Raw genomic sequence first — 20,651 nt, forward strand, 5'->3', positions numbered from 1 at the left:
TTCTTTGCGACGAAAGCGTAAGCGTCAGGAGCAGGAATAGGAGCTAAAACAGGCCACGCCTGTTTTAGCTCCTGTGTAGGCTGTGGCAAAGCGCGGAGGCTATGTTGCATATCTTTTACTATTTAAGTGGTATTTTTAGGATGTATTTTTACTCATTACGAGTTCTTGTTATAAATCATGAAAGAAACGGAGTGATTTTATGCATAATGAGCCTCTTGCTTACAAAATGCGACCACAAACCTTAGATGAAATTGTTGGTCAAAAACATATTATCGGTCCTAGTACACCGCTTTATACAATGATCCAAAAAGGGCATGTACCATCGATGCTCTTGTACGGTCCCCCTGGCATTGGAAAAACATCGATTGCCAATGCGATTGCTGGCACAAGTGCATTACCTTTTTTTGCTCTCAACGCCACACATGCAGGAAAAAAAGATATCGAACAAATTGTTATGGAAGCACGTATGGCTGGGAAGGTACTGCTATTTTTAGACGAAATCCATCGCTTTAATAAATTACAGCAAGATACACTATTACCTCATGTTGAAAATGGTTCGATTGTGCTACTTGGTGCAACAACTGAAAACCCTTTTCACGATGTCAATCCGGCCATCCGTTCACGCTGCGGGGAAATCGTACAACTTACTCGCCTAACGACTAAAGATGTAACGGAACTGCTACATAATGCACTCGCTCATAAGGAACGCGGACTCGGTCAATATAATATTGTGGCAACAGAAGAGCAAATCACACAGATCGCTCAAGCCTCAAATGGCGATGCCCGAAAAGCACTGACACTACTTGAATCTGTGTACTACGCTTCTGAAGAAAAAGACGGTGTTACAACACTTAGTGACACGGCTATTGAGGCACTTGCTAAACGAATTGGCGTATACGGAGATAAGGGCGGCTCACACTTTTACAATTTACTCTCTGCACTGCAAAAGTCGGTTCGTGGTAGTGATGTCAATGCGGCCCTTTATTATTTAGCCCACTTACTCGAATCCGGTGATTTAGTCGCGGTTTGTAGAAGATTACTCGTGATGGCATATGAGGATATTGGTCTTGCTAACCCTGCTGTCGGCGCACATGTTACAGCAGCAACGGATGCCGCACAGCGCCTTGGGATGCCAGAAGCACGCATTCCACTTGCAACAGCCGTTGTCGAGATGTGCTTAAGCGATAAATCCAACTCCGCTTATAAAGCGCTCGATGCCGCTATTCAGTCCGTACACGAAGGTAAAGTAGGAGATATCCCGAATCATTTAAAGGATGCCCATTATACTGGCGCCTCCTTACTTGGTCATACAGGCTACAAGTATCCACACGATACACCAATCGGTACATTTGGCGGTTGGACCAATCAACAATATTTACCTGATCATTTAGTGGATACGGAGTTTTATCAACCTGTTATCGCTGGGGAGGAAAAACGTATGGCGGCCATTTATGAAAAGTTAAAATCATTTAAAAAATGAGAAGCTCAGCAATTGAGCTCCTCATTTTTTAATATGGAATTTCGAAACGGCCTGTGCAAGTGTCCCAATCACAAGCGAGCTTCGTTCTGTATCGTAACGTGCTTGCTGTGTTAAATCACTCATTGTTTTCATTGCATCCTCCACAGCCCCTACTACACGCACATTTTGCTCACTGCTTGCGGCAATGTTTTGCATAATATCCCGCATTTCATCTGTGCCATTTGCCCGTCCATTCGTCCCTGCTGTCATCGCATATAATACCTCTTTGACCACTTGAATATATTGCGCTCCCTGCTCTACCTCATCACTGTTTGTTCGAATGGCTTGTTCAATGAGTGTCGAACTATTTTCAATCAATTTTAATGTTTCGTCGATTTCTTCTGTTGCTGTTTTCGTTTGATTTGCTAGCTTTCGAATTTCATCTGCTACAACCGCAAACCCTTTGCCGTGTTCCCCTGCCCGTGCTGCTTCAATCGATGCATTTAGTGCAAGTAAATTTGTTTGTTCTGCAATCGCATTAATCGAAATAACTACTTTACTAATGCTGGCAGATGAATCTGTAAATGTAGATGTTAAAGCAATCGTATTTTTTACTTTTTGTACGATGTCATTCATTTTATTGTTAATGCCGTCTACTTGTTGTTGTGCTTCGGTTAATTGTTCAACGGAGGCCGCCTCCATTTCATCCATCGTCACCGAAATTTGATCAATGGTTGTCATAGCTTCTCGTACATCTTGTAATTGTCTTTCAATGGCACTGAGCATTTCATCCATTTGATTCATCACATGCATAGCGTGCGATTCAACATTTGACGTACGTTCCCGCAGTTGCTGATTCGTTCGCTGCACATCACTAGATGAGATTTGCACTTTTGCCATTAAACTTGCTTGCGTATCAACAAAATTATTCACCCAACGCCCCATCTCACCTGTTTCATCATTGGATAGCATATTGTTATCCATGCGAATTGTTAAATCGCCTTCACCTTCTGCAATTTTTTGAATCATATGTGTTACACGATTAATGCGTTCAGTAATGGGTTTAATCTGATGATTCATAAAGTAATATGTGCTACCTAATCCGTATAGTAAATTAATCCCTAGCACAGCTAGTGGCGGAATAAATTGAAATGCCGTTAACAATTGAAATAGTAAAATATTTATCATCATGAATACAGTAAAGCTAGTACCTAATCGAAGACCGATGGAACGTGTGCGGTATACTTCCTCTAAATCTGCCTCGCACATCATCCCCCATACATCAGGACTATGTGGCAATTGAAATGTAACCCCTTTACCGATGACCGGAATATGACGGTAATCTGAATAGCCTGGAAACGCGACAAATAAATTGGCGCCATTTTTAATCGTATTCGCTACACCCGGATGTAATTGTTTGGTTGCGGGGTCTGTGAAGCGAATTTCAAATTCTGTATGACGCTTTATTTTGACGACTCCCCATTCTTTTGTATGGACACCCGCTTTTAAATTTTCCCCAAGTGTAAATGTTTCATCTTCAAAACGACTGCGAGAAAGAGCAATTCCTTCTTGAATGGCAGGATCTAAATTTGATTTTGTCATAAAGAGATAATTATCACCCGAGTCTGGATAAATATGACCTGCCTCACGCTGAATTAAATCTGATATGACATCATTTGGCACACGGGCTGCCAGTATATAAGCTAGTTGTTGATGTTTAAAGATTGGTTGTAGAAATAGGAGTGTCACTTCATCGTGAAATTTTGAACTGCGAGGACCGATATGCAATGTTAGTGCATCGATAAACGGACCATATAAAAGCGGTTTTCCAGTTTGCCATACCGTTTGAATCGCTTTATGGTAAACAGGCGTAGCAGCCGTATTGTAGCATTTGCCAATATGCTCAGGATAGCTCGAAGCAACCACTTCACTATCGCGATTAATTAAAAAAAGCTCCGTAAAATACGAACTTCGATTTTTAGACTGTATTAAAAAAGAAGCTAGTTGTTCCGGGTATTCATCATAGCGAGTAATTTCTTCCGCGCGTGAATCAAGCGATACCCATCGATCCATTGTCCAAGAATCCAATAAGCGAACACGCGTTTCTGCGATACTTTCAAAAATCTCCTCTTTTGTCGCTTTTGTCTGTTTATTTAATGTATATGACCACCAAAGTGGTAAGCCTTCTTTAAAATCTAACCATCCAAATAGGCCCATAGAAACTCCCCCTCCTACCTAATTCAATACAACTTTTCACACATGTATAATGTAAATTGTAGGCAACATATACAACGTTTTCAATGTTAAACATCGTGATGTAATGTACTTAGGATAAGGGATTCAGGCCATTTTCACTTGTCATAATTCACTCAAATAAAAATAAAATTTTTTTTCTTCTTAACATCTATATGGGACATAAATTCTCTTAATAATAAACGCTTTAAGTATTGCTTTTTCCATTAACAATCAAAGATCTAAATAAGCAAACTATATTTTTCTAAAATAAAAACTGTCCATTCAATGAGGACAGTTTAAAATATATTATTATAGCGTTTTTATATAATCATAAAAGTTTTGTAAGCATTCTGTTAATGGATACGAAACCTTTTCGACTGCGTGGTTACCATTAGAAATTTGCTGCAAGCTTTTGTTAATTTCTTCAAACAGCTCTTCGTTTTCTTCAAATTGCTTATTCGGTAAAATCTTTGCGGCTACTTCATAAGCTCTTGTAATATCGCTTCGAGTTGCTTCATCTAAATCTGATACAATATGTTGTTTAGCGAGGCTGTTAAAGTATACTAAACGGGCTGATATATCCATAAACAACACCCAGTACGGGCTACTGTTTGGTATAGCACCATCATTGCTATCTACATGTACTTCAAAATACTCCCTTACTTGTGAATAGAGCGTGTACAGGTTTTCCTTTGCTTTTCCCCAATTTTGCGTCGTATCTACATAATCAAAAACTGTACGATCTAGCTTTTCCTGTAAATCCGCTAAGTTTAAAATCTTATTTGTTACTTGAATACTCATCACCATTCTCTTTCCCCCTTCAAATCCCCCTAAGTATACGTTTCGTACACACAATTAACTATATCAAAAAAAAATTCAAGATAATTCAAAAATTATAATTAACAGAAAAAATGCGATATTTGTGTGAAATTTTGTATAAAGTGAAACTTCAATCAGTGGGGGCTTTTCATCCCCACTGATTGTTAGTCTTCACCAATCGGGCTTTTACGGGCAGTTACTCCGCCACCTACGCTTCTCGATTTTCTTAACCCTTAAGATGGATATATTGTACCTGCTGCTTCGCTTTCTGTATAGGTAAATTACTGCCCGTTAATGCGGGATAAATGAAAGGATGACAGTTATCCTTATATTCAGAACGTTTGTCTTAGGAATATTTAGACATGCTCTGCTAGCCTATAAACATACTTTGGATATAGCTTCGCCTCGATTAATGACTGCTCACTTTTGTCTACCAAATCAGCTATTCTTACTACCGTAATGTCCTGCCCGCTAAAGCATTTGACCGATTTGTTTGAGCTGTAAAATTGCCACGTCAAACTACTAATCCATTCATTCATATTAGATTTTCTTTTTTCTACAAAAAAATACTTTTGCTTCAATACTTCTGCAAGCTGAAAGAAGCCTTCACTTAGCTCGTAATTTTTCTGTTTTAAATTATAGGTCGGTTCTACTACATAGTTCGTGTCATATATATGTACAACGTCTAAAACCTCATCTAGCGCAATTTCAACCGAACAAACTTCATCTAGTAAATTTAACCCTTTATATTCCATCTCGCTCAATTGCACTTTTTACCTACCCCACTCGTTCAATAAAATTATTTTCCTGATGATAATATCCTATTATATCATGCGAATTTTAGCGAACAATTTTCCGTGACAAGCGAAGAAATTTAATATATAAAAGAGAAAATATAGCAAATTATTATTTCATTAAACTATTAAGAAAAAATAACAGGGGGAATTCATCATGGAAGCGAAAATATTACATGGGAAAGATTTAATAGAGAAAAATACTATATTAATGCTTGTATATGGATTAGCCGCCAATTTAGGTGCCATTGCTCAACTCATCCTTGGTCGTCCGATTGGTATTGCTTTATCTTTATTTATTCCTGCACTCATTACTTTAGGGATTTACTTTTTACAACGGAAAGTTGAAAAGATACGCTCCCTTTTCCCTTTTGTAGTATGTATGGCTGGGACCGTTACAACATACGGAGCAATTGTTACAAATCATGTAACACTCGCTACAATCGTACTTAGCTTCTTCGTGCTAATTATCAGTACTATACACGGAAAATATTCTGTACTTGCTGCAGGCTATATTGGTTCCACAATCGGTTTAATTTTCAACTTCACGCTTGATACAAAAGGATTTGCGGTAGACCCGGCGAATGTATTTGTAACGCAAGCATTAATGACACTCGCCATCGCACTTCAAGTACGACAAAGTAAACGTCTATTTCACAATATTGAAGAACTCATGATTGATGCACATGAGAAAGCTCAGAAAGAAGAAGAACTCCATACTCACCTTGATGCTGCTGTGCAAACGATGACAGCGAAGCTAGAGCTCATTACTGAAGGTACAAATACCGCCTGTATTGCACAGCAAAATATGATGAATGCCGTTCAAGAAGTGAGTATTGGTGCTCATCGTCAAACGGAACATGTCCAAGAAATTGTGCAAAATACACAAGCCACAACAAATGAAATTGAACAAATGGTAGACCAGCTAGAGCAAATTGTGGAGGAAGCAGAAGGGGCAAGTACCAATGCATCAAATGGTGCAAAAGCAATGCATACTATGAAGCATGAAATGGATGCATTTACAGCATTTTTCAATCAACTGCATTCCACTTTTATTGCGCTTTCAAGTACGATTAACGAAACGAATCACTTTGCTACGGATATCAAAAAAATAACGGAACAAACAAACCTGCTTGCACTAAATGCTTCCATTGAAGCAGCACGTGCTGGGGAACACGGGAAAGGCTTTGCCGTTGTAGCAGAAGAAATTCGGAAATTAGCACAAATGACAGCCCAAACACTCATTAAAATTGACAACAATTTAAATAATGTAAATAGCTATAATCAAGATGCATTGGAAAAACTGCAAAATGGGTTAGATCAGATTACTATGCAAGTAACCGTCACAGATGAAGTCAATCGTACATTTAGTGAGTTATTTCATTCCATGAAAAAATTACAACTTGATTTAGAGAAATTCTCTAAAGCGACAACAGAAATTGAAGTAAATAGTAAATCAATTCAAATGAGCACAAATGAGTTTGCAGCCATTATTGAAGAAAGCTCACAAGCTGTAGATCAACTAAGCACGATGCTACAAAAAGTCAATGATGAACAACAAATCATCACCAAAAATATCGAAGAAACTTACCATAATGCTTTAAGTATTACAGGAAATTAACGAAAAAGTAGCGATTTGACTCATGCAAATCGCTACATCTATTTCATAAAAATTTTAACTAAGCAAAGCTTTTGAAACAGTGCTATCCTTGTACACGTGTGATTTTTATATCTTTTACAATTTGATTAATGACCCAGCTTGCGGCAATTAACCCCGCAACAGATGGTACAAACGCATTCGATGAAGGTGGCATTTTTGCTTTACGAATATCCGCATTAGGATTTCCTACCGTTTCCACTACATCTGGGCGAACAACAATCGGTGATTCGTCTGAAAAGACAACCGTTACCCCTTTTTTAATGCCCTCTTTTTTCAGTTTTGTCCGAATAATTTTGGCAAGTGGGTCTGTATGTGTTTTGGAAATATCGGCAATTTTAAAGCGCGTTGGGTCCATTTTGTTTGCTGCGCCCATACTCGAAATCATCGGGATACCTCGCTGTAAACATTCCCTCATAATATGAATTTTGTACATCACTGTGTCGGATGCATCAATGACATAGTCAATCCCTTGCGCAAAGAACTGTTCATATGTTTCCTCTGTATAAAACATATGCATATCAATGACTTCACACTCTGGATTAATATCAGCAATGCGCTCTTTCATTACAGCTGATTTCGATTTGCCAACTGTTGACAGATAGGCCACGAGCTGACGATTAATATTGGTAATATCGACATTGTCTTTATCTACTAAAATAATTCGGCCCACACCACTACGTGCACACGCCTCTGCAGCAAATGACCCAACACCTCCGACACCTAAAATAGCTACTGTCGTGTTTTTTAATTTTTCAATTCCTTCTTGACCAATCGCTAACTCATTTCGCGAAAATTGATGTAACATGTGAAAACCTCTCACTCCATTTATTTTGAAAGTTATTTGAAAACGCTTTGTTAATAAGTACTATTGTACATACATTGAAACAAAAGTGCTTATCGATCGCCTCAATCTTTATTATTCTACTCGGAATTATACACACTAACGATTCGTCCTGCAACAAAAATAAAAACCCTTCTACTATTTGTAGAAGAGTGAAAAAGCATTTGTATGGACAAACCCTAAATGTGCCGTTCTATATAATATCGTCTTGAACCCACTCTTTAGCAGGGAGGTGTCCTCACTCTTACTTTAAACGTCCCGCTCCAATGGGGCATGTTTGCCACAAGAAAATATCGAACTCCCAATTATCTTATGTTCGGTCAAAACTGATAGGTATTATTTAAAAACGTACACCTTAGGGCTGTTATTGTTATTTTATCATCATTAATCTGAATTTTCAAACTAAAAAATCAAAAAAACTTAAAAATTATTAAAAGAATAATTGCTCATAAATTAAAAGGACTTGCACAAGGCAAGTCCTTTTGTTTTATCGTTTAACTGCTGTAACACGTAAGTTTAGTTCTTCTAGTTGTGCATCCGATACGTTTGACGGAGCAGATGTTAGTAAACAGCTTGCTGTCGCCGTTTTTGGGAATGCAATTGTGTCGCGTAAGTTTGTGCGCCCTGCAAGTAGCATAACGAAACGGTCAAGACCGAATGCTAAACCGCCGTGTGGAGGCACACCGTATTCAAATGCTTCCAGTAAGAAACCGAATTGCTCGCGTGCTTCTTCCTCTGTAAAGCCTAAAAGCTTGAACATTTTGTTTTGTAGCTCTGGCTCATAAATACGTAAAGAACCACCACCAAGCTCATAACCGTTTAACACGATATCGTAAGCTTGTGCACGAACGGCTGCTGGGTTTGTATCCATTAGCTCAAGATCTTCATCGAATGGACGCGTGAATGGGTGGTGCGCCGCATAGTAGCGCCCTTCTTCTTCGTCGTATTCGAATAATGGCCAATCGACAATCCATAAAAATGCGAATTGAGACTCATCAATTAACTCTAATTCTTTCCCTAATTTTAAGCGAAGTGCACCTAATGCATCTGCCACAATATTCACTTTATCTGCACCGAATAATAATAAGTCGCCTGCTTCAGCACCCATACGCTCAATTAGCTTGTCAGCCATCTCACCTTCAAAGAATTTCGCGATTGGTCCGTTTAAGCCTTCGTCTGTTACTTTTAACCAAGCAAGACCTTTTGCTTTATAAATCGCAACAAACTCACCAAGTGCATCGATATCTTTACGAGAGAATTTCTCCGCTGCACCTTTTACGTTAATCGCTTTTACTTCGCCGCCTGCTTCAATTGCACCAGTGAATACTTTGAAGCTAGAATCTTTCACGATATCAGAAAGCTGTACTAGCTCTAAGCCGAAGCGTACGTCTGGTTTATCTGAACCGAAACGATCCATCGCTTCTTTGTAGCTCATACGTGGGAATGGTGCTGTTACGTCTACACCTTTCACGTCTTTCATAACCGCTTGAATTAAGCGCTCATTCATCTCAATGATTTCATCCATCGTCATAAATGATGTTTCAATATCGACTTGTGTGAATTCTGGCTGACGATCTGCACGTAAGTCTTCGTCGCGGAAACAACGTGCGATTTGGAAGTATTTCTCGAAACCAGATACCATTAATAATTGCTTAAATAGCTGTGGTGATTGTGGTAACGCATAAAACTCACCATCGTGTACACGAGAAGGTACTAAATAATCACGTGCCCCTTCTGGCGTTGATTTTGTTAAAATTGGTGTTTCCACTTCTAAAAAGCCTTCTTTTTGTAAAAAGTTACGGATTGTTACCGTTACGTCCGAACGCATTTTGAATGTGTCAAACATCACTGGACGACGTAAGTCTAAATAGCGATATTTTAAACGTAATTCTTCCGCTACCTCTACTCGATCTTCAATTGCAAACGGTGGGTTTTTTGCTTCATTAATAATCGTTAAAGAATGGGCAAGAACTTCAATTTCACCTGTTTTAATATTCTTGTTTACTTGTGTATCATCACGAAGCACGACTTTACCCGTTACTTCGATGACGTATTCGTTACGTACTTTATCTGCTACTTCAAGTGCGTCTTTTGCTTGATCACCAAAAACGACTTGTACGATGCCTGTACGGTCACGCATATCTACGAAAATCAGCCCGCCTAAGTCACGGCGTCGTTGTACCCAGCCTTTTAATACTACTTCTTGGCCATGGTGAGCAGCTGTTACTTCACCACAAGCATGTGTGCGTTGTGCCATTGTTATTCCTCCAAAACTTCTATCTATTTTTGTAAATACGTAACTAATTCCTTAAATGCAACCTTCTCTTGATTGCCTGTTGCCATTTCTTTCACATTGACTGCTTGTTCCTCAAGCTCTGAGTCTCCTAGTACGATGACATACTTTGCTCCTTGACGATCTGCTGTCTTCATTTGCGCTTTCATTTTGCGATCCGCATAGTCCATATCTGCTGAAATACCGTTTGCACGGAATTGACTCACTAGCTCGATGGCTTTCGCTTTTGCTTCATCGCCCATTACAACTACATACATATCAAGGGCTTCGTTCGTTTCAAGCGTTACGCCTTCTGCTTCAAGTGCTAGTAGTAAACGTTCAATGGATAATGCAAAGCCGATTCCCGGTACATCTGGTCCACCGATATCTTCGACTAAACCATTGTAGCGTCCACCACCGCAAAGTGTTGTAATCGCACCGAAACCACTTGCTGTAGACATAATTTCAAATGCTGTATGATTGTAGTAATCTAAGCCACGTACTAAATTCGGATCGACTTCATACGGAATCTCTAAAATATTTAAGTAATTTTTCACTTTCGCAAAATATTCAGCCGAATCATCTGTTAAATAATCTGTTAAAGCAGGAGCTGTTGCCATTAATGGGTGCTCACGATCTACTTTACAATCTAAAATACGTAAAGGATTTTTCTCTAAGCGCTTTTGACAGTCTGAACAGAACTCCCCAATAGACGGCTCAAAATGATTAATAAGTGCTGTACGGTGTGCATCACGCGTCTCTTTATCTCCTAATGAGTTAATGACTAATTTTAAATCTTTTAACCCTACTTTTTTATAAATGTCCATCGCAAAAGCAATTACTTCTGCATCGATTGCTGGGTCTGCTGAGCCGATTGCTTCCACCCCAAACTGGACGAATTGACGATAACGACCAGCTTGCTGACGCTCATAGCGGAACATTGGCCCCATATAAGAAAGCTTCACTGGTTGATCGGGCTGCCCAAACATTTTGTGCTCTACATATGAGCGAACAGCGGCAGCCGTTCCTTCCGGGCGTAAAGTTAACGAACGTCCTCCACGATCCTCAAATGTGTACATTTCTTTTTGTACAATATCCGTTGTATCACCAACACCACGTTGGAATAATTCGGTTGACTCAAAAATCGGTGTACGAATTTCTTTATATCGATACACATGGCAAAGTTCACGTAAAACCTCTTCCGCTTTCTGCCATTTCTCTGATTGACCTGGTAAAATATCTTGTGTTCCACGAGGTACTTTAAAGCTCATGTATGACACTTCCTTTCTCTGCATTGTTAAACGAAAATAAAAAAGCTTCCGCCCCTTGCGTATTTGCAAGGGACGAAAGCTTGTTACTTCCGCGGTTCCACCCTAGTTGATGCTTATGCATCCACCTCATAATCGGATAACGGCCGATTCCGTTTTTCCCTAATAAGCAACCCGTTCAGGAAAAAGCCTCCCAAGTGTTATTCGCATCATACATACTGCAGGAAAATTTTCAGCCTAGGATTTTCCCTCTCTTGTCAGTAGTGGTATTTACTACTTGCTTGATCGTTAGCATTTCGTTTTAGATTATACATAATCTTAATGTCGAGTAAAGTTCTTGTCAACTGTTTTTTAATAAGGCCTAGTTCAACAGTACGAAGGTAGTAGGAATATCGTATCTTCTTTTTCAATAATTACATGCCCTAATGACTGCTTATACGCCAAAAAAACTATAGATTTTACTATATCATTGCTTTTAAAATAGATATAATATGATTCGATAAAGAACTACATATGTGGGATTATTTTCTCATCCTCAAAAAATTATTCTCTCGAAAGGAGGCATCTTATGAGAAAAACAGTTCAATTGCTGATTGCGCTTGTACTTATTGTTTCCATATCTATGCCAAAGCTTTCAAATGCTGCAAGCGACGATTTAATCGTCACTGGAAAAATCCTGAATTTACGTGAAGGTCCAGGGTTATCTTATCCAATTTTAGATGAATTGAAAGAGGGCGATACACTTTCTACGATTGAAAAGTCAGGCGACTGGATTCATGTAAAATCAGGAAATACGGAGGGCTGGGTTGCTAGCTGGTTAACGAAGCCACTTACCGAAAAAGAAAGTGCAGAAACGTCCAAAATCATTATCTCACAGGTAGATCATTTGAATGTTCGAGCTGAGCCATCTCTTTCTGCAGCAGTATTAGCCCAACTCTTTTTAGGGAATGAAGCGAATTACATAAAGTCAGAAAATGATTGGATTCAAATTCAATTTGGTACGGTAACAGGTTGGGTATCTTCTCAATATATAACGATAAAAGATCGTTCGATAGAAAATAATCAATCACCTGTCGCATCCACAGCAAAAGGTAACCTATTTACAGTCACAGTAGATGCAGTAAACGTACGAAAAAAGGCGGATTTAACATCGAAACGAATTGGTGTAGCCTATAACGGTGAGCAATTTACAGTGCTCGACCAAGCAAAAAATTGGGTGCAAATTCAATATGCAGATAAAACGAAAGGTTGGATTTATAGCTTTTACGGTACATTTTCAACAAATGGAAATACTGCAGCACCATCAAATGGACAAGCTTCTGATGAAAGTGTAACCATTATCTATGATGGCACAAACTTACGTGAAGAAGCGTCAACCGCATCTGCCATTGTCCACCTTGGAAACGTAGGAGAAACATACCCGATTCTTTCTACTGAAGGCGATTGGTATAAAATTGCGCTGAAAGATGGGCAAGTAGCCTTCGTAGCAAACTGGGTTGTGTCGTTAAATAATGCCACTCAACATGTATCATCTACGCAAAAAAACAGCAGTAGTCGAAAAAAAGGAACATTAAGAGGACTAACAATCGTCATTGACCCCGGTCACGGCGGAAATGACCACGGAACAACAGGCGTTCGTGGAACAGATGAAAAAGATATTACGTTAAAAACAGCCGAACTTTTAAAATCCAAGCTACGAGCGGCTGGCGCGGATGTCGTGCTTACACGTGAATCAGATGTTTATGTCGATTTACGCAAGCGTGTAGCAATGGGGCATCAAGTAGAGGCAGATGCTTTTATTAGTATTCATTATGATGCAACGGAAAATAGCTCTGTTTCAGGTGTAACAACGTATTACATGAATAGCTATCAAAAACAATTAGCTGAATACGTACATGCGGGTCTATCAAAAAAAGTATCGATTCGTGACCGTGGTGTACAGCCAGGAAATTATTTAGTATTGCGTGAAAATAGACAAGAAGCCATTTTGATAGAACTAGGCTTTTTAAGTAACCCAAGTGAAGAACGTAACATTACAACAGACTACTATCGTGAACAAGCTACACTGGGCATTTATCAAGGCATACTAAACTACTTTGATGCACAATTATAATAAGAAAAGCGCAAGCGCCCACTCTAGCCCCGACATGCGTTGGAGATAGGCTCACAGTGTGCTTGCACACGAAGAGACTTTCGAAACGTCACGAGGGGCTGGTCCGCTTGCGCTAGACACTCTTTAAACTAGAAAAAGTTTATACTTTCTTATCTTTTAAAAAATAAACAATAAGAATCTGCTCGCTTCCCTAAGTGAAAGCGTTGCAGATTCTTTTCTTTTTAGGACCTATATTTTCGCATATTCACCAATAAAAAGCACCTGCTGCTTGTCCCTGTATAACAGACGACAAATAGCAGGTGCTTTTACACATCAACTTGAAACCCTAGCTAGCGTAATCCAAATAACTTCATCCATTCGAATAAAGAATGGTGTTTTGCAAATTTCGATAACGACATGGTCGGGTAATACGGACGTCAAAACACCCTGTTGGATATTTTTTTCGGTTTGCACGACAATTTGTTGCCCCATTAAACCTTTTACCGTCTCAAATAAGTATGGATTTGATATTTGCATCGATTGATTCCCCCTACCCCTTCAAATATACTCTCACTTTCATTGTATGAAGGGATATAGGAAAAGTTTACTTGGCAGAATCGATGACAATGGTTACTGGTCCATCGTTGATCAGTGCAACATCCATCATAGCACCAAAAACACCTGTCTCAACATGTAGACCGTATACTCTTAAGGCTTCATTGAACGCATCCCACATCGGCTTTGCTTGTTCAGGACGTGCCGCCTCGATAAAGCTTGGTCGTCTCCCTTTTTTCGTATCCCCATACAATGTGAACTGTGAAACAGATAAAATAGCACCACTCGTTTCTAAAATAGAGTGGTTCATTTTCCCTTCTTCATCTTCCCATAAACGAAGTTCCGCTACTTTTTTTGCACAATAAGCAATATCTTCTGGTGTGTCTGTATGTGTAATCCCTACTAATAAAACATATCCTTTATCAATCGCACCTGTCACTTCTCCCTCTACCGTGACAGATGCTTGTTTTGATCGTTGAATCACAACTTTCATCTTTCGTACCTTCTATCTTTTTTTAATCACTAATATTATTTTAGGTTCTTCATCCAAACTTTTATTCAACAACACATTCCACTCCAGGCGGACGCTTTCCGCGGGCGAGGCCAAGCCTCCTCGTCGCTACGCTTCTGCGGGGTCTCGGCTGTCTCGCTTTTCCCGCTGGAAGCTTTGCTCTGTAGCGAAAGGCGAATGCCGTCAGCTACACTCGCCGCCCTCCGTTACATGTGCTTTTCTACTCATTTCTTTTTAATCAAAAATAGATTACTTCTGAATTAAAATCTATTTTTAAGCAAATCTAATTAATAACACGTTGGACCGAATAAATGTCCGGCAGTTGTTTAATGCGGTCGACTACTTTATGTAGTCCCGTTATGTTCGTAATGGATATCGTTAAGTGAATCGTGGCAATTTTGTCTCGATCCGCGCGACCTGATACGGCTAAAATATTCGTTTTTGCATCGCTTACTGCCATCATGACATCATTTAAAATGCCTGGTCGATCAAATGCAGAAATTTCAATATCTACTGGATACTCTTTACGCTCTGCTCTACCATTTTCCCATTCCACTTCAATTAAGCGGTCCGCATTATCATCTTCTTGAATATTTGGACAATCTGCTCGGTGCACAGAAACACCGCGACCTTTTGTGATAAAACCAACAATTTCATCCCCAGGAACCGGCGTACAACAGCGTGATAAGCGAATTAATAAATTATCAATTCCTTTCACGACAACCCCTGTTTCTGTTCGTTTTTGCTGAACAGGTTTCGCCATTTCTTTTGCAATCTTTTCAAGCGCTTCCTCATGTTCACGCTCTCTACGCATTTTTTCGGCAAGACGATTCACAATTTGCTGCGCTGTAATACCGCCCACTCCCACAGCAGCGTACAAATCATCTTCGTGTGTATAATTAAGTTTTTCAATGACCCGTTTAATATTTTCTGTCGTTAATACTTCTTTTAAATCAAACTCTTGGGCTTTAATTTCTTTTTCAACTAAGTCGCGACCTTTAACGACATTTTCTTCACGTAAGTTTTTCTTGAAGAACTGTTTAATTTTATGTTTCGCTTGCGAACTTTGGGCAATTTTTATCCAATCACGACTTGGACCAAATGATTGTTTTGATGTTAGTACTTCTACAATATCACCTGTTTTAAGCGGTGTATCAAGCGGGACCATTTTGCCGTTTACCTTCGCACCAATCGTCTTGTTCCCGACCTCTGAATGTACACGATAAGCAAAATCTATCGGGACTGAACCAGCTGGCAATTCAACGACGTCACCTTTTGGCGTAAACACATAGACCATATCCGAGAATAAATCAAATTTTAAAGATTCCATGAATTCTTCCGCATTGGAGGATTCATTTTGAAACTCTAAAATTTCACGGAACCAAGTTAATTTTTGGTCAATACTTTCACGTTTATTGTCTGCGTTTTTGCCTTCTTTATAAGCCCAGTGTGCTGCAATCCCATATTCAGCAATTTTATGCATTTCCTTTGTACGAATTTGTACTTCTAGTGGATCACCATATGGGCCAATGACCGTTGTATGCAATGACTGATACAGGTTTTGCTTCGGCATCGCAATATAATCTTTAAAACGACCTGGCATCGGCTTCCAGAGCGTATGCACAATGCCAATGACGGCGTAGCAATCTTTAATGCTATCAACTAAAATACGGACTGCTAGCAAATCATAAATCTCATTAAACTGCTTTCTTTGTAACGCCATTTTACGATAAATCGAGTAAATATGCTTTGGACGTCCGTAAATATCTGCGTCGATTTCAACATCTGCAAGCTGCGATTTAATCTCATCGATGACATTATCTAAATACGCCTCACGCTCATTGCGCTTTTTTTTCATTAAACTAACGATACGATAATATTGTTGTGGATTTAAATAACGGAGCGCTGTATCTTCAAGCTCCCACTTTACCGTACTAATCCCTAAACGATGCGCAAGCGGTGCGAAAATTTCGAGCGTCTCTTTTGAAATACGACGTTGTTTTTCTGCTGGTAGATGCTTTAGCGTACGCATATTGTGCAGACGGTCTGCCAGTTTAATTAAAATAACACGTATATCTTGTGCCATTGCCACAAACATTTTTCGATGATTTTCCGCTTGTTGCTCCTCTTTCGACATATATTTAATTTTCCCGAGCTTCGTTACACCATCAACGAGCATCGCGACTTCTTCATTGAATTCACTTACTAAATCTTCACGTGTTACCGCTGTATCCTCTACTACATCATGCAAAAATCCAGCGGAAACCGTTTCTGGATCCATTTGTAAATCCGCTAAAATCCCTGCTACTTGCACAGGATGTATAATATAAGGCTCTCCCGAACTACGGAATTGCTCTTTATGTGCTTCCTTCGCTACTTCATATGCTTTTACAACAAAAGCAACGTGCTCATCATTCATATACGATTTAACGAGCTCGAAAACATCTTCGGGCGCTAAAATTTGTTCTTTCGCCATAATTCGTCCACCTTATCCCGATTTTTTTCTCTATTAAGTATCATAACTTTAATTGTATAAAATAGTCATACAAATTGTAAAGACATACTAGTGTATACTTCACTGTAATAATAATATATGGAAATTCCGTAAAAACGAAACATTTTTACAGAAGTTGCTTGTTTATTAAAAAAGCAGCCTCAACCTGAAAGAGACTGCTTTTGCGATTAGTATTGGATTAATGTTTTCACTGGGTATTTGCCGATTTTTTCGCGACCTTTTAGCTCTAATAATTCAATTAAAAATGCACACCCTACGACTTCTCCGCCTAATTGCTCGATTAAGCGAATCGTTGCTTCTACTGTGCCACCTGTTGCAAGTAAATCATCACAGATTAACACTTTTTGACCTGGTTTTACAGCATCTTTATGCATCGTTAATGTGTCCGTACCGTATTCTAAGCCGTAATCAGCCGCAATGACTTCACGTGGTAATTTTCCTGGCTTACGTACTGGAGCAAAGCCGATTTCAAGTGCATAAGCAACAGGACAGCCGATAATGAAACCACGTGCTTCTGGACCAACAATAATTTCTGCGCCCACTTCTTTTGCATAGGCAACGATTTGATCTGTTGCGTATTTGTAAGCTGGACCGTTATCCATAATCGTTGTAATGTCCTTGAAGCTGATGCCTTCCTTAGGCCAGTTATCAACTGTTGTTATATATTGCGTTAAATCCATTATTTTTCCTCCTTGAGGGTTTAGCCCTTCATTCGTTCATTGAACCAATTTTTCAGCTCTGTATATGTAGCATATAAAAGCTTTTGCTCTAATTGTAATTGTACTGAACGCATTTTATATGACGGTGCCTCTTCTAATGCTTGTTTTGGTGCATTTTCGACAACAGTCGTCAAACCATCCTCTATTTTAACAAATCCTAGCTCAAAAAACACCTTTGTCATAAACTTAATTACATCAATATTTAGTCCAATATGTTGCGATAATTGTTCAATATGCGCTTTTAAGTTAAATGTCGGACGTTTTTTTAAAAATGCATAATACCAACTAAAGTGCTGACGAGTTGGCATCCCATTGAAATACTGTGAATTTGATGTATAAAAATGGACATAAATGCGTTTGAATTGCTTTTCTTTCAACATGTTTTCTAGTAATTCTACATTTACTGGTAAATCAAGAATAACAATATAAGGACCAAGCTGTTGATACGCTGTTTCATTTTCGATTAAGTGAATGGCATGCTGGATTACACCCTCATACTGATTGATTGTCTGCTGTTGGAACGCGACAAAATCAACATGCTCAACTGGTAACTTCGATAACCAATTGGCTGCTTGACTTTTCCCTCGATAATCATATAATTGCCATTCTTCCGTCTGGACATCCTCAATCATAAATTGCGGCTTTTTGATTCCTTGCCATTCATTTATTTGCAAATCTCCGACAAACGAAACTTGTACATCATAGGAAATTTCATTAAATAAATACCCTTTGCTAAATCCAATAGCATCAACTTTACCATACGCATCTTCAAGCTCCATTTTCAAATGGTTTTCTTGCGTACCAATACGACGCATCGACGCAACATTCATTTTTTCTAACGCAAATACTGGCTTTGCAAATTCTGTACCAAATGGACCGAGCTTACGAACTTCTTCAATTGCTTCGATGGACACTTCACTTAAATCGACTGGTACATCAATATAAAGTTTTGGTACAAGCTGCTCTTCTGTTAATACTGCTGTTGCCTGTTGATGAAGACGTGTACACAATTCATCGACATGCTCAAGCGGCAATGTCATACCAGCCGCCATCGGATGCCCACCAAAATGCGGTAAAATATCACGGTTTTTCGCTAGCTCATCATATAAATGGAACCCTTCGATACTACGAGCAGAACCTTTCGCTGTTCCTTTTTCTTGATCGAGTGAAAGTACAATCGTTGGCTTATAGTATTTCCCAACAAGCCTAGACGCAACAATCCCTACAACACCAGCATTCCATCCCTCTTTTGCTATGACTAATACAAGGCTATTTTTAATGGCTTCGTCACATTCAATCATCGCCATAGCCTCTTCTGTAATCGTATTGACAATTTCTTTTCGCTCATCGTTTTTCTGATTGAGCAATTTCACTAATGTGTCTGCTTGCTGTTTTGTTTCACTCATTAAAAACTGAACACCGGGCATTGCGTCACCTAGGCGACCAATGGCATTGAGACGTGGCCCAAAATAAAAGCCAATCGACTCCTCATTGATTTCTTTTTGCTTTACACCTGACGCCTCACAAATGACTTTTACCCACGGACTTTGTGAAGTTTGCAGTGCTTCAATGCCGCGCTTGACGAAATAACGATTTTCACCTTTTAACGGTACTAAGTCTGCAATCGTCCCAATGGCAACCAATTCAAATAAATGATCCGGTACTTCACCATATAAAGCATGAGCGAGCTTAAACGCAACCCCTACACCAGCAAGCTCCCCAAACGGATAATGCCCTTCCGGTACACGAGGATGCAAAATTACGTCTGCTGGTGGTAACACCTCACCCGCCTCATGATGGTCCGTGACAATCACATCCATGCCAAGCTCTTTCGCTACACGAATCGGTTCAATCCCGCTAATCCCATTATCGACTGTAATAATTAACTTTACGCCATTTTCATACGCCTGGCGGAATAATTCTTCATGTGGACCATATCCGTGTGTGAAACGATTCGGAATCATAAAATCGACATCTGCGCCTAAATCCAATAATACATTGAGCATAACCGTCGTACTTGTTATGCCGTCGGAATCATAGTCACCATATACTACTATTTTTTCGCCTTCTTCAAGCGCTTGATTGATACGTGCTACTGCCTGTTCCATCCCATGCATGGCAAACGGGTCGTGAAAATGACGCTCATCTGTTTGGAGCAGTGATACCGCTTGCTCCTCTGATGTACAACCACGCGCCACTAAAATTTTTGCTGCAATTGCTGAAATCCCTAGTTTTTTTTGTAATTGTTGCACTACATGTGAGTCCGGACGCTGCACAATCCATTTTTTTGCTGATTCTATCATTCTTTCACTTCCTTTATGATGTCCATTATAGCGGTTTTTTATTTTAAATAGGAGAAATATGAATAGATTGTCATTAGAAAAACATCCCTCACCTTAAAATTGTTGTAGATGGATTTAACGCTTTGTAAAATATGTGGTTCATCACCGTAAATGGGGGTTGATTTCCGTTCCAAATTCATTTGCGACGAAAGCGGAGCGTCAGGAGCAGCTGGGCGCTTTCCGGGGGGCGTCCAGCCTCCACTCCAATCAACAAACACCTTATTTCATCAATTAATTTATGTAGAGGTAGGTAGCACACGGAACGGAGAACGGTGACTCCAGCGGGACAAGCGAGCAAAGGCTAAAGTCGCCACGTCACGATCGCAACGCCTTTGTGAGCAACATCATGTTACCCCGAGCTGAAGGCCCCGCAGGAAATTTATTTGCGACGAAAGCGTAGCGACAGGAGCACCGAAGCACGAGCGACGGGGAGGCTTGATCTCGCCCGTGGAAAGCGAGTGCCGGAGCGGAAAGCAACGGTTACTCAGAGGGTAATATATATTTTAGAATTTGCTCGTTATAAGTATGTATATAACCTTTTCAATCATAAAAAAACGGTAAAATCCTAT

14 protein-coding genes, 1 other RNA gene and 1 other annotated feature are annotated in these 20,651 nt (G+C 39.5%); of the genes, 3 read left to right on the forward strand and 12 right to left on the reverse strand.

Translation table 11 applies throughout. The features are described 5' to 3' along the window. Positions 1-199 precede the first annotated feature (199 nt). On the forward strand, positions 200-1,480 hold the full coding sequence (locus ACQQ2I_RS13445) for a replication-associated recombination protein A (RefSeq protein ID WP_431027301.1): 1,281 nt from the start codon (positions 200-202) through the stop codon (positions 1,478-1,480). 21 nt (positions 1,481-1,501) lie between these two features. Here ACQQ2I_RS13445 and ACQQ2I_RS13450 read toward each other — a convergent pair whose 3' ends face one another. From ACQQ2I_RS13450 to ACQQ2I_RS13460, 3 genes are all read right to left on the reverse strand, one after another. Further along, a complete protein-coding gene (locus tag ACQQ2I_RS13450; protein WP_431027302.1) occupies positions 1,502-3,676 on the reverse strand; it encodes a methyl-accepting chemotaxis protein in 2,175 nt (724 codons plus the stop codon). Between the two features lie 327 nt (positions 3,677-4,003). After that, positions 4,004-4,501 carry a hypothetical protein gene (locus tag ACQQ2I_RS13455; RefSeq protein WP_431027303.1) on the reverse strand — a complete coding sequence of 166 codons (498 nt, stop codon included), beginning with the start codon at positions 4,499-4,501 and terminating at the stop codon, positions 4,004-4,006. A gap of 368 nt (positions 4,502-4,869) precedes the next feature. After that, entirely contained in the window at positions 4,870-5,283 is a 414-nt protein-coding gene (locus tag ACQQ2I_RS13460; RefSeq protein ID WP_431027304.1) for an aminopeptidase, read from the reverse strand. Positions 5,284-5,464: 181 nt separating this feature from the next. On the opposite strand from ACQQ2I_RS13460, the gene ACQQ2I_RS13465 reads away from it, so the two are divergent. After that, positions 5,465-6,928 carry a methyl-accepting chemotaxis protein gene (locus ACQQ2I_RS13465; protein ID WP_431027305.1) on the forward strand — a complete coding sequence of 488 codons (1,464 nt, stop codon included), beginning with the start codon at positions 5,465-5,467 and terminating at the stop codon, positions 6,926-6,928. Positions 6,929-7,010: 82 nt separating this feature from the next. Here ACQQ2I_RS13465 and ACQQ2I_RS13470 read toward each other — a convergent pair whose 3' ends face one another. The 4 genes from ACQQ2I_RS13470 to hisS all read right to left on the reverse strand — a co-directional run bounded on the left by ACQQ2I_RS13470 (position 7,011) and on the right by hisS (position 11,351). Next, a complete protein-coding gene (locus ACQQ2I_RS13470; RefSeq protein ID WP_431027306.1) occupies positions 7,011-7,772 on the reverse strand; it encodes a tRNA threonylcarbamoyladenosine dehydratase in 762 nt (253 codons plus the stop codon). A 208-nt stretch (positions 7,773-7,980) separates the two neighbouring features. After that, positions 7,981-8,173: non-coding RNA, 6S RNA (ssrS, locus tag ACQQ2I_RS13475), on the reverse strand. 122 nt (positions 8,174-8,295) lie between these two features. Then, on the reverse strand, positions 8,296-10,065 hold the full coding sequence (gene aspS, locus ACQQ2I_RS13480; protein ID WP_431027307.1) for an aspartate--tRNA ligase: 1,770 nt from the start codon (positions 10,063-10,065) through the stop codon (positions 8,296-8,298). A gap of 23 nt (positions 10,066-10,088) precedes the next feature. Next, positions 10,089-11,351, reverse strand: a complete 1,263-nt coding sequence (hisS, locus tag ACQQ2I_RS13485) for a histidine--tRNA ligase (protein ID WP_431027309.1) — start codon at positions 11,349-11,351, stop codon at positions 10,089-10,091. 65 nt (positions 11,352-11,416) lie between these two features. After that, positions 11,417-11,646 (reverse strand) — a binding site (T-box leader). A gap of 270 nt (positions 11,647-11,916) precedes the next feature. On the opposite strand from hisS, the gene ACQQ2I_RS13490 reads away from it, so the two are divergent. After that, complete coding sequence (locus tag ACQQ2I_RS13490; RefSeq protein WP_431027310.1) at positions 11,917-13,461, forward strand: N-acetylmuramoyl-L-alanine amidase; 1,545 nt, start codon at positions 11,917-11,919, stop codon at positions 13,459-13,461. Between the two features lie 312 nt (positions 13,462-13,773). On the opposite strand, the gene ACQQ2I_RS13495 is transcribed toward ACQQ2I_RS13490, so the two are convergent. The 5 genes from ACQQ2I_RS13495 to recJ all read right to left on the reverse strand — a co-directional run bounded on the left by ACQQ2I_RS13495 (position 13,774) and on the right by recJ (position 20,043). Continuing rightward, on the reverse strand, positions 13,774-13,977 hold the full coding sequence (locus ACQQ2I_RS13495) for a DUF2642 domain-containing protein (RefSeq protein ID WP_431027311.1): 204 nt from the start codon (positions 13,975-13,977) through the stop codon (positions 13,774-13,776). Between the two features lie 67 nt (positions 13,978-14,044). Then, complete coding sequence (dtd, locus tag ACQQ2I_RS13500; RefSeq protein WP_431027312.1) at positions 14,045-14,488, reverse strand: D-aminoacyl-tRNA deacylase; 444 nt, start codon at positions 14,486-14,488, stop codon at positions 14,045-14,047. A 301-nt stretch (positions 14,489-14,789) separates the two neighbouring features. Continuing rightward, positions 14,790-16,982: a RelA/SpoT family protein gene (locus tag ACQQ2I_RS13505; RefSeq protein ID WP_431027313.1), complete on the reverse strand. Its 2,193-nt coding sequence runs from the start codon at positions 16,980-16,982 to the stop codon at positions 14,790-14,792. A 206-nt stretch (positions 16,983-17,188) separates the two neighbouring features. Continuing rightward, positions 17,189-17,701, reverse strand: coding sequence for an adenine phosphoribosyltransferase (locus ACQQ2I_RS13510; protein WP_431027314.1), 513 nt, complete (start codon positions 17,699-17,701; stop codon positions 17,189-17,191). Positions 17,702-17,721: 20 nt separating this feature from the next. Next, positions 17,722-20,043 (reverse strand): single-stranded-DNA-specific exonuclease RecJ, encoded by a 2,322-nt coding sequence (recJ, locus tag ACQQ2I_RS13515; RefSeq protein WP_431027315.1) that lies wholly within the window; start codon positions 20,041-20,043, stop codon positions 17,722-17,724. Between the last annotated feature and the right edge of the window lie 608 nt (positions 20,044-20,651).

It is taken from the genome of Lysinibacillus sp. LZ02, from assembly GCF_050613145.1.
GTDB lineage: Bacteria > Bacillota > Bacilli > Bacillales_A > Planococcaceae > Lysinibacillus_B.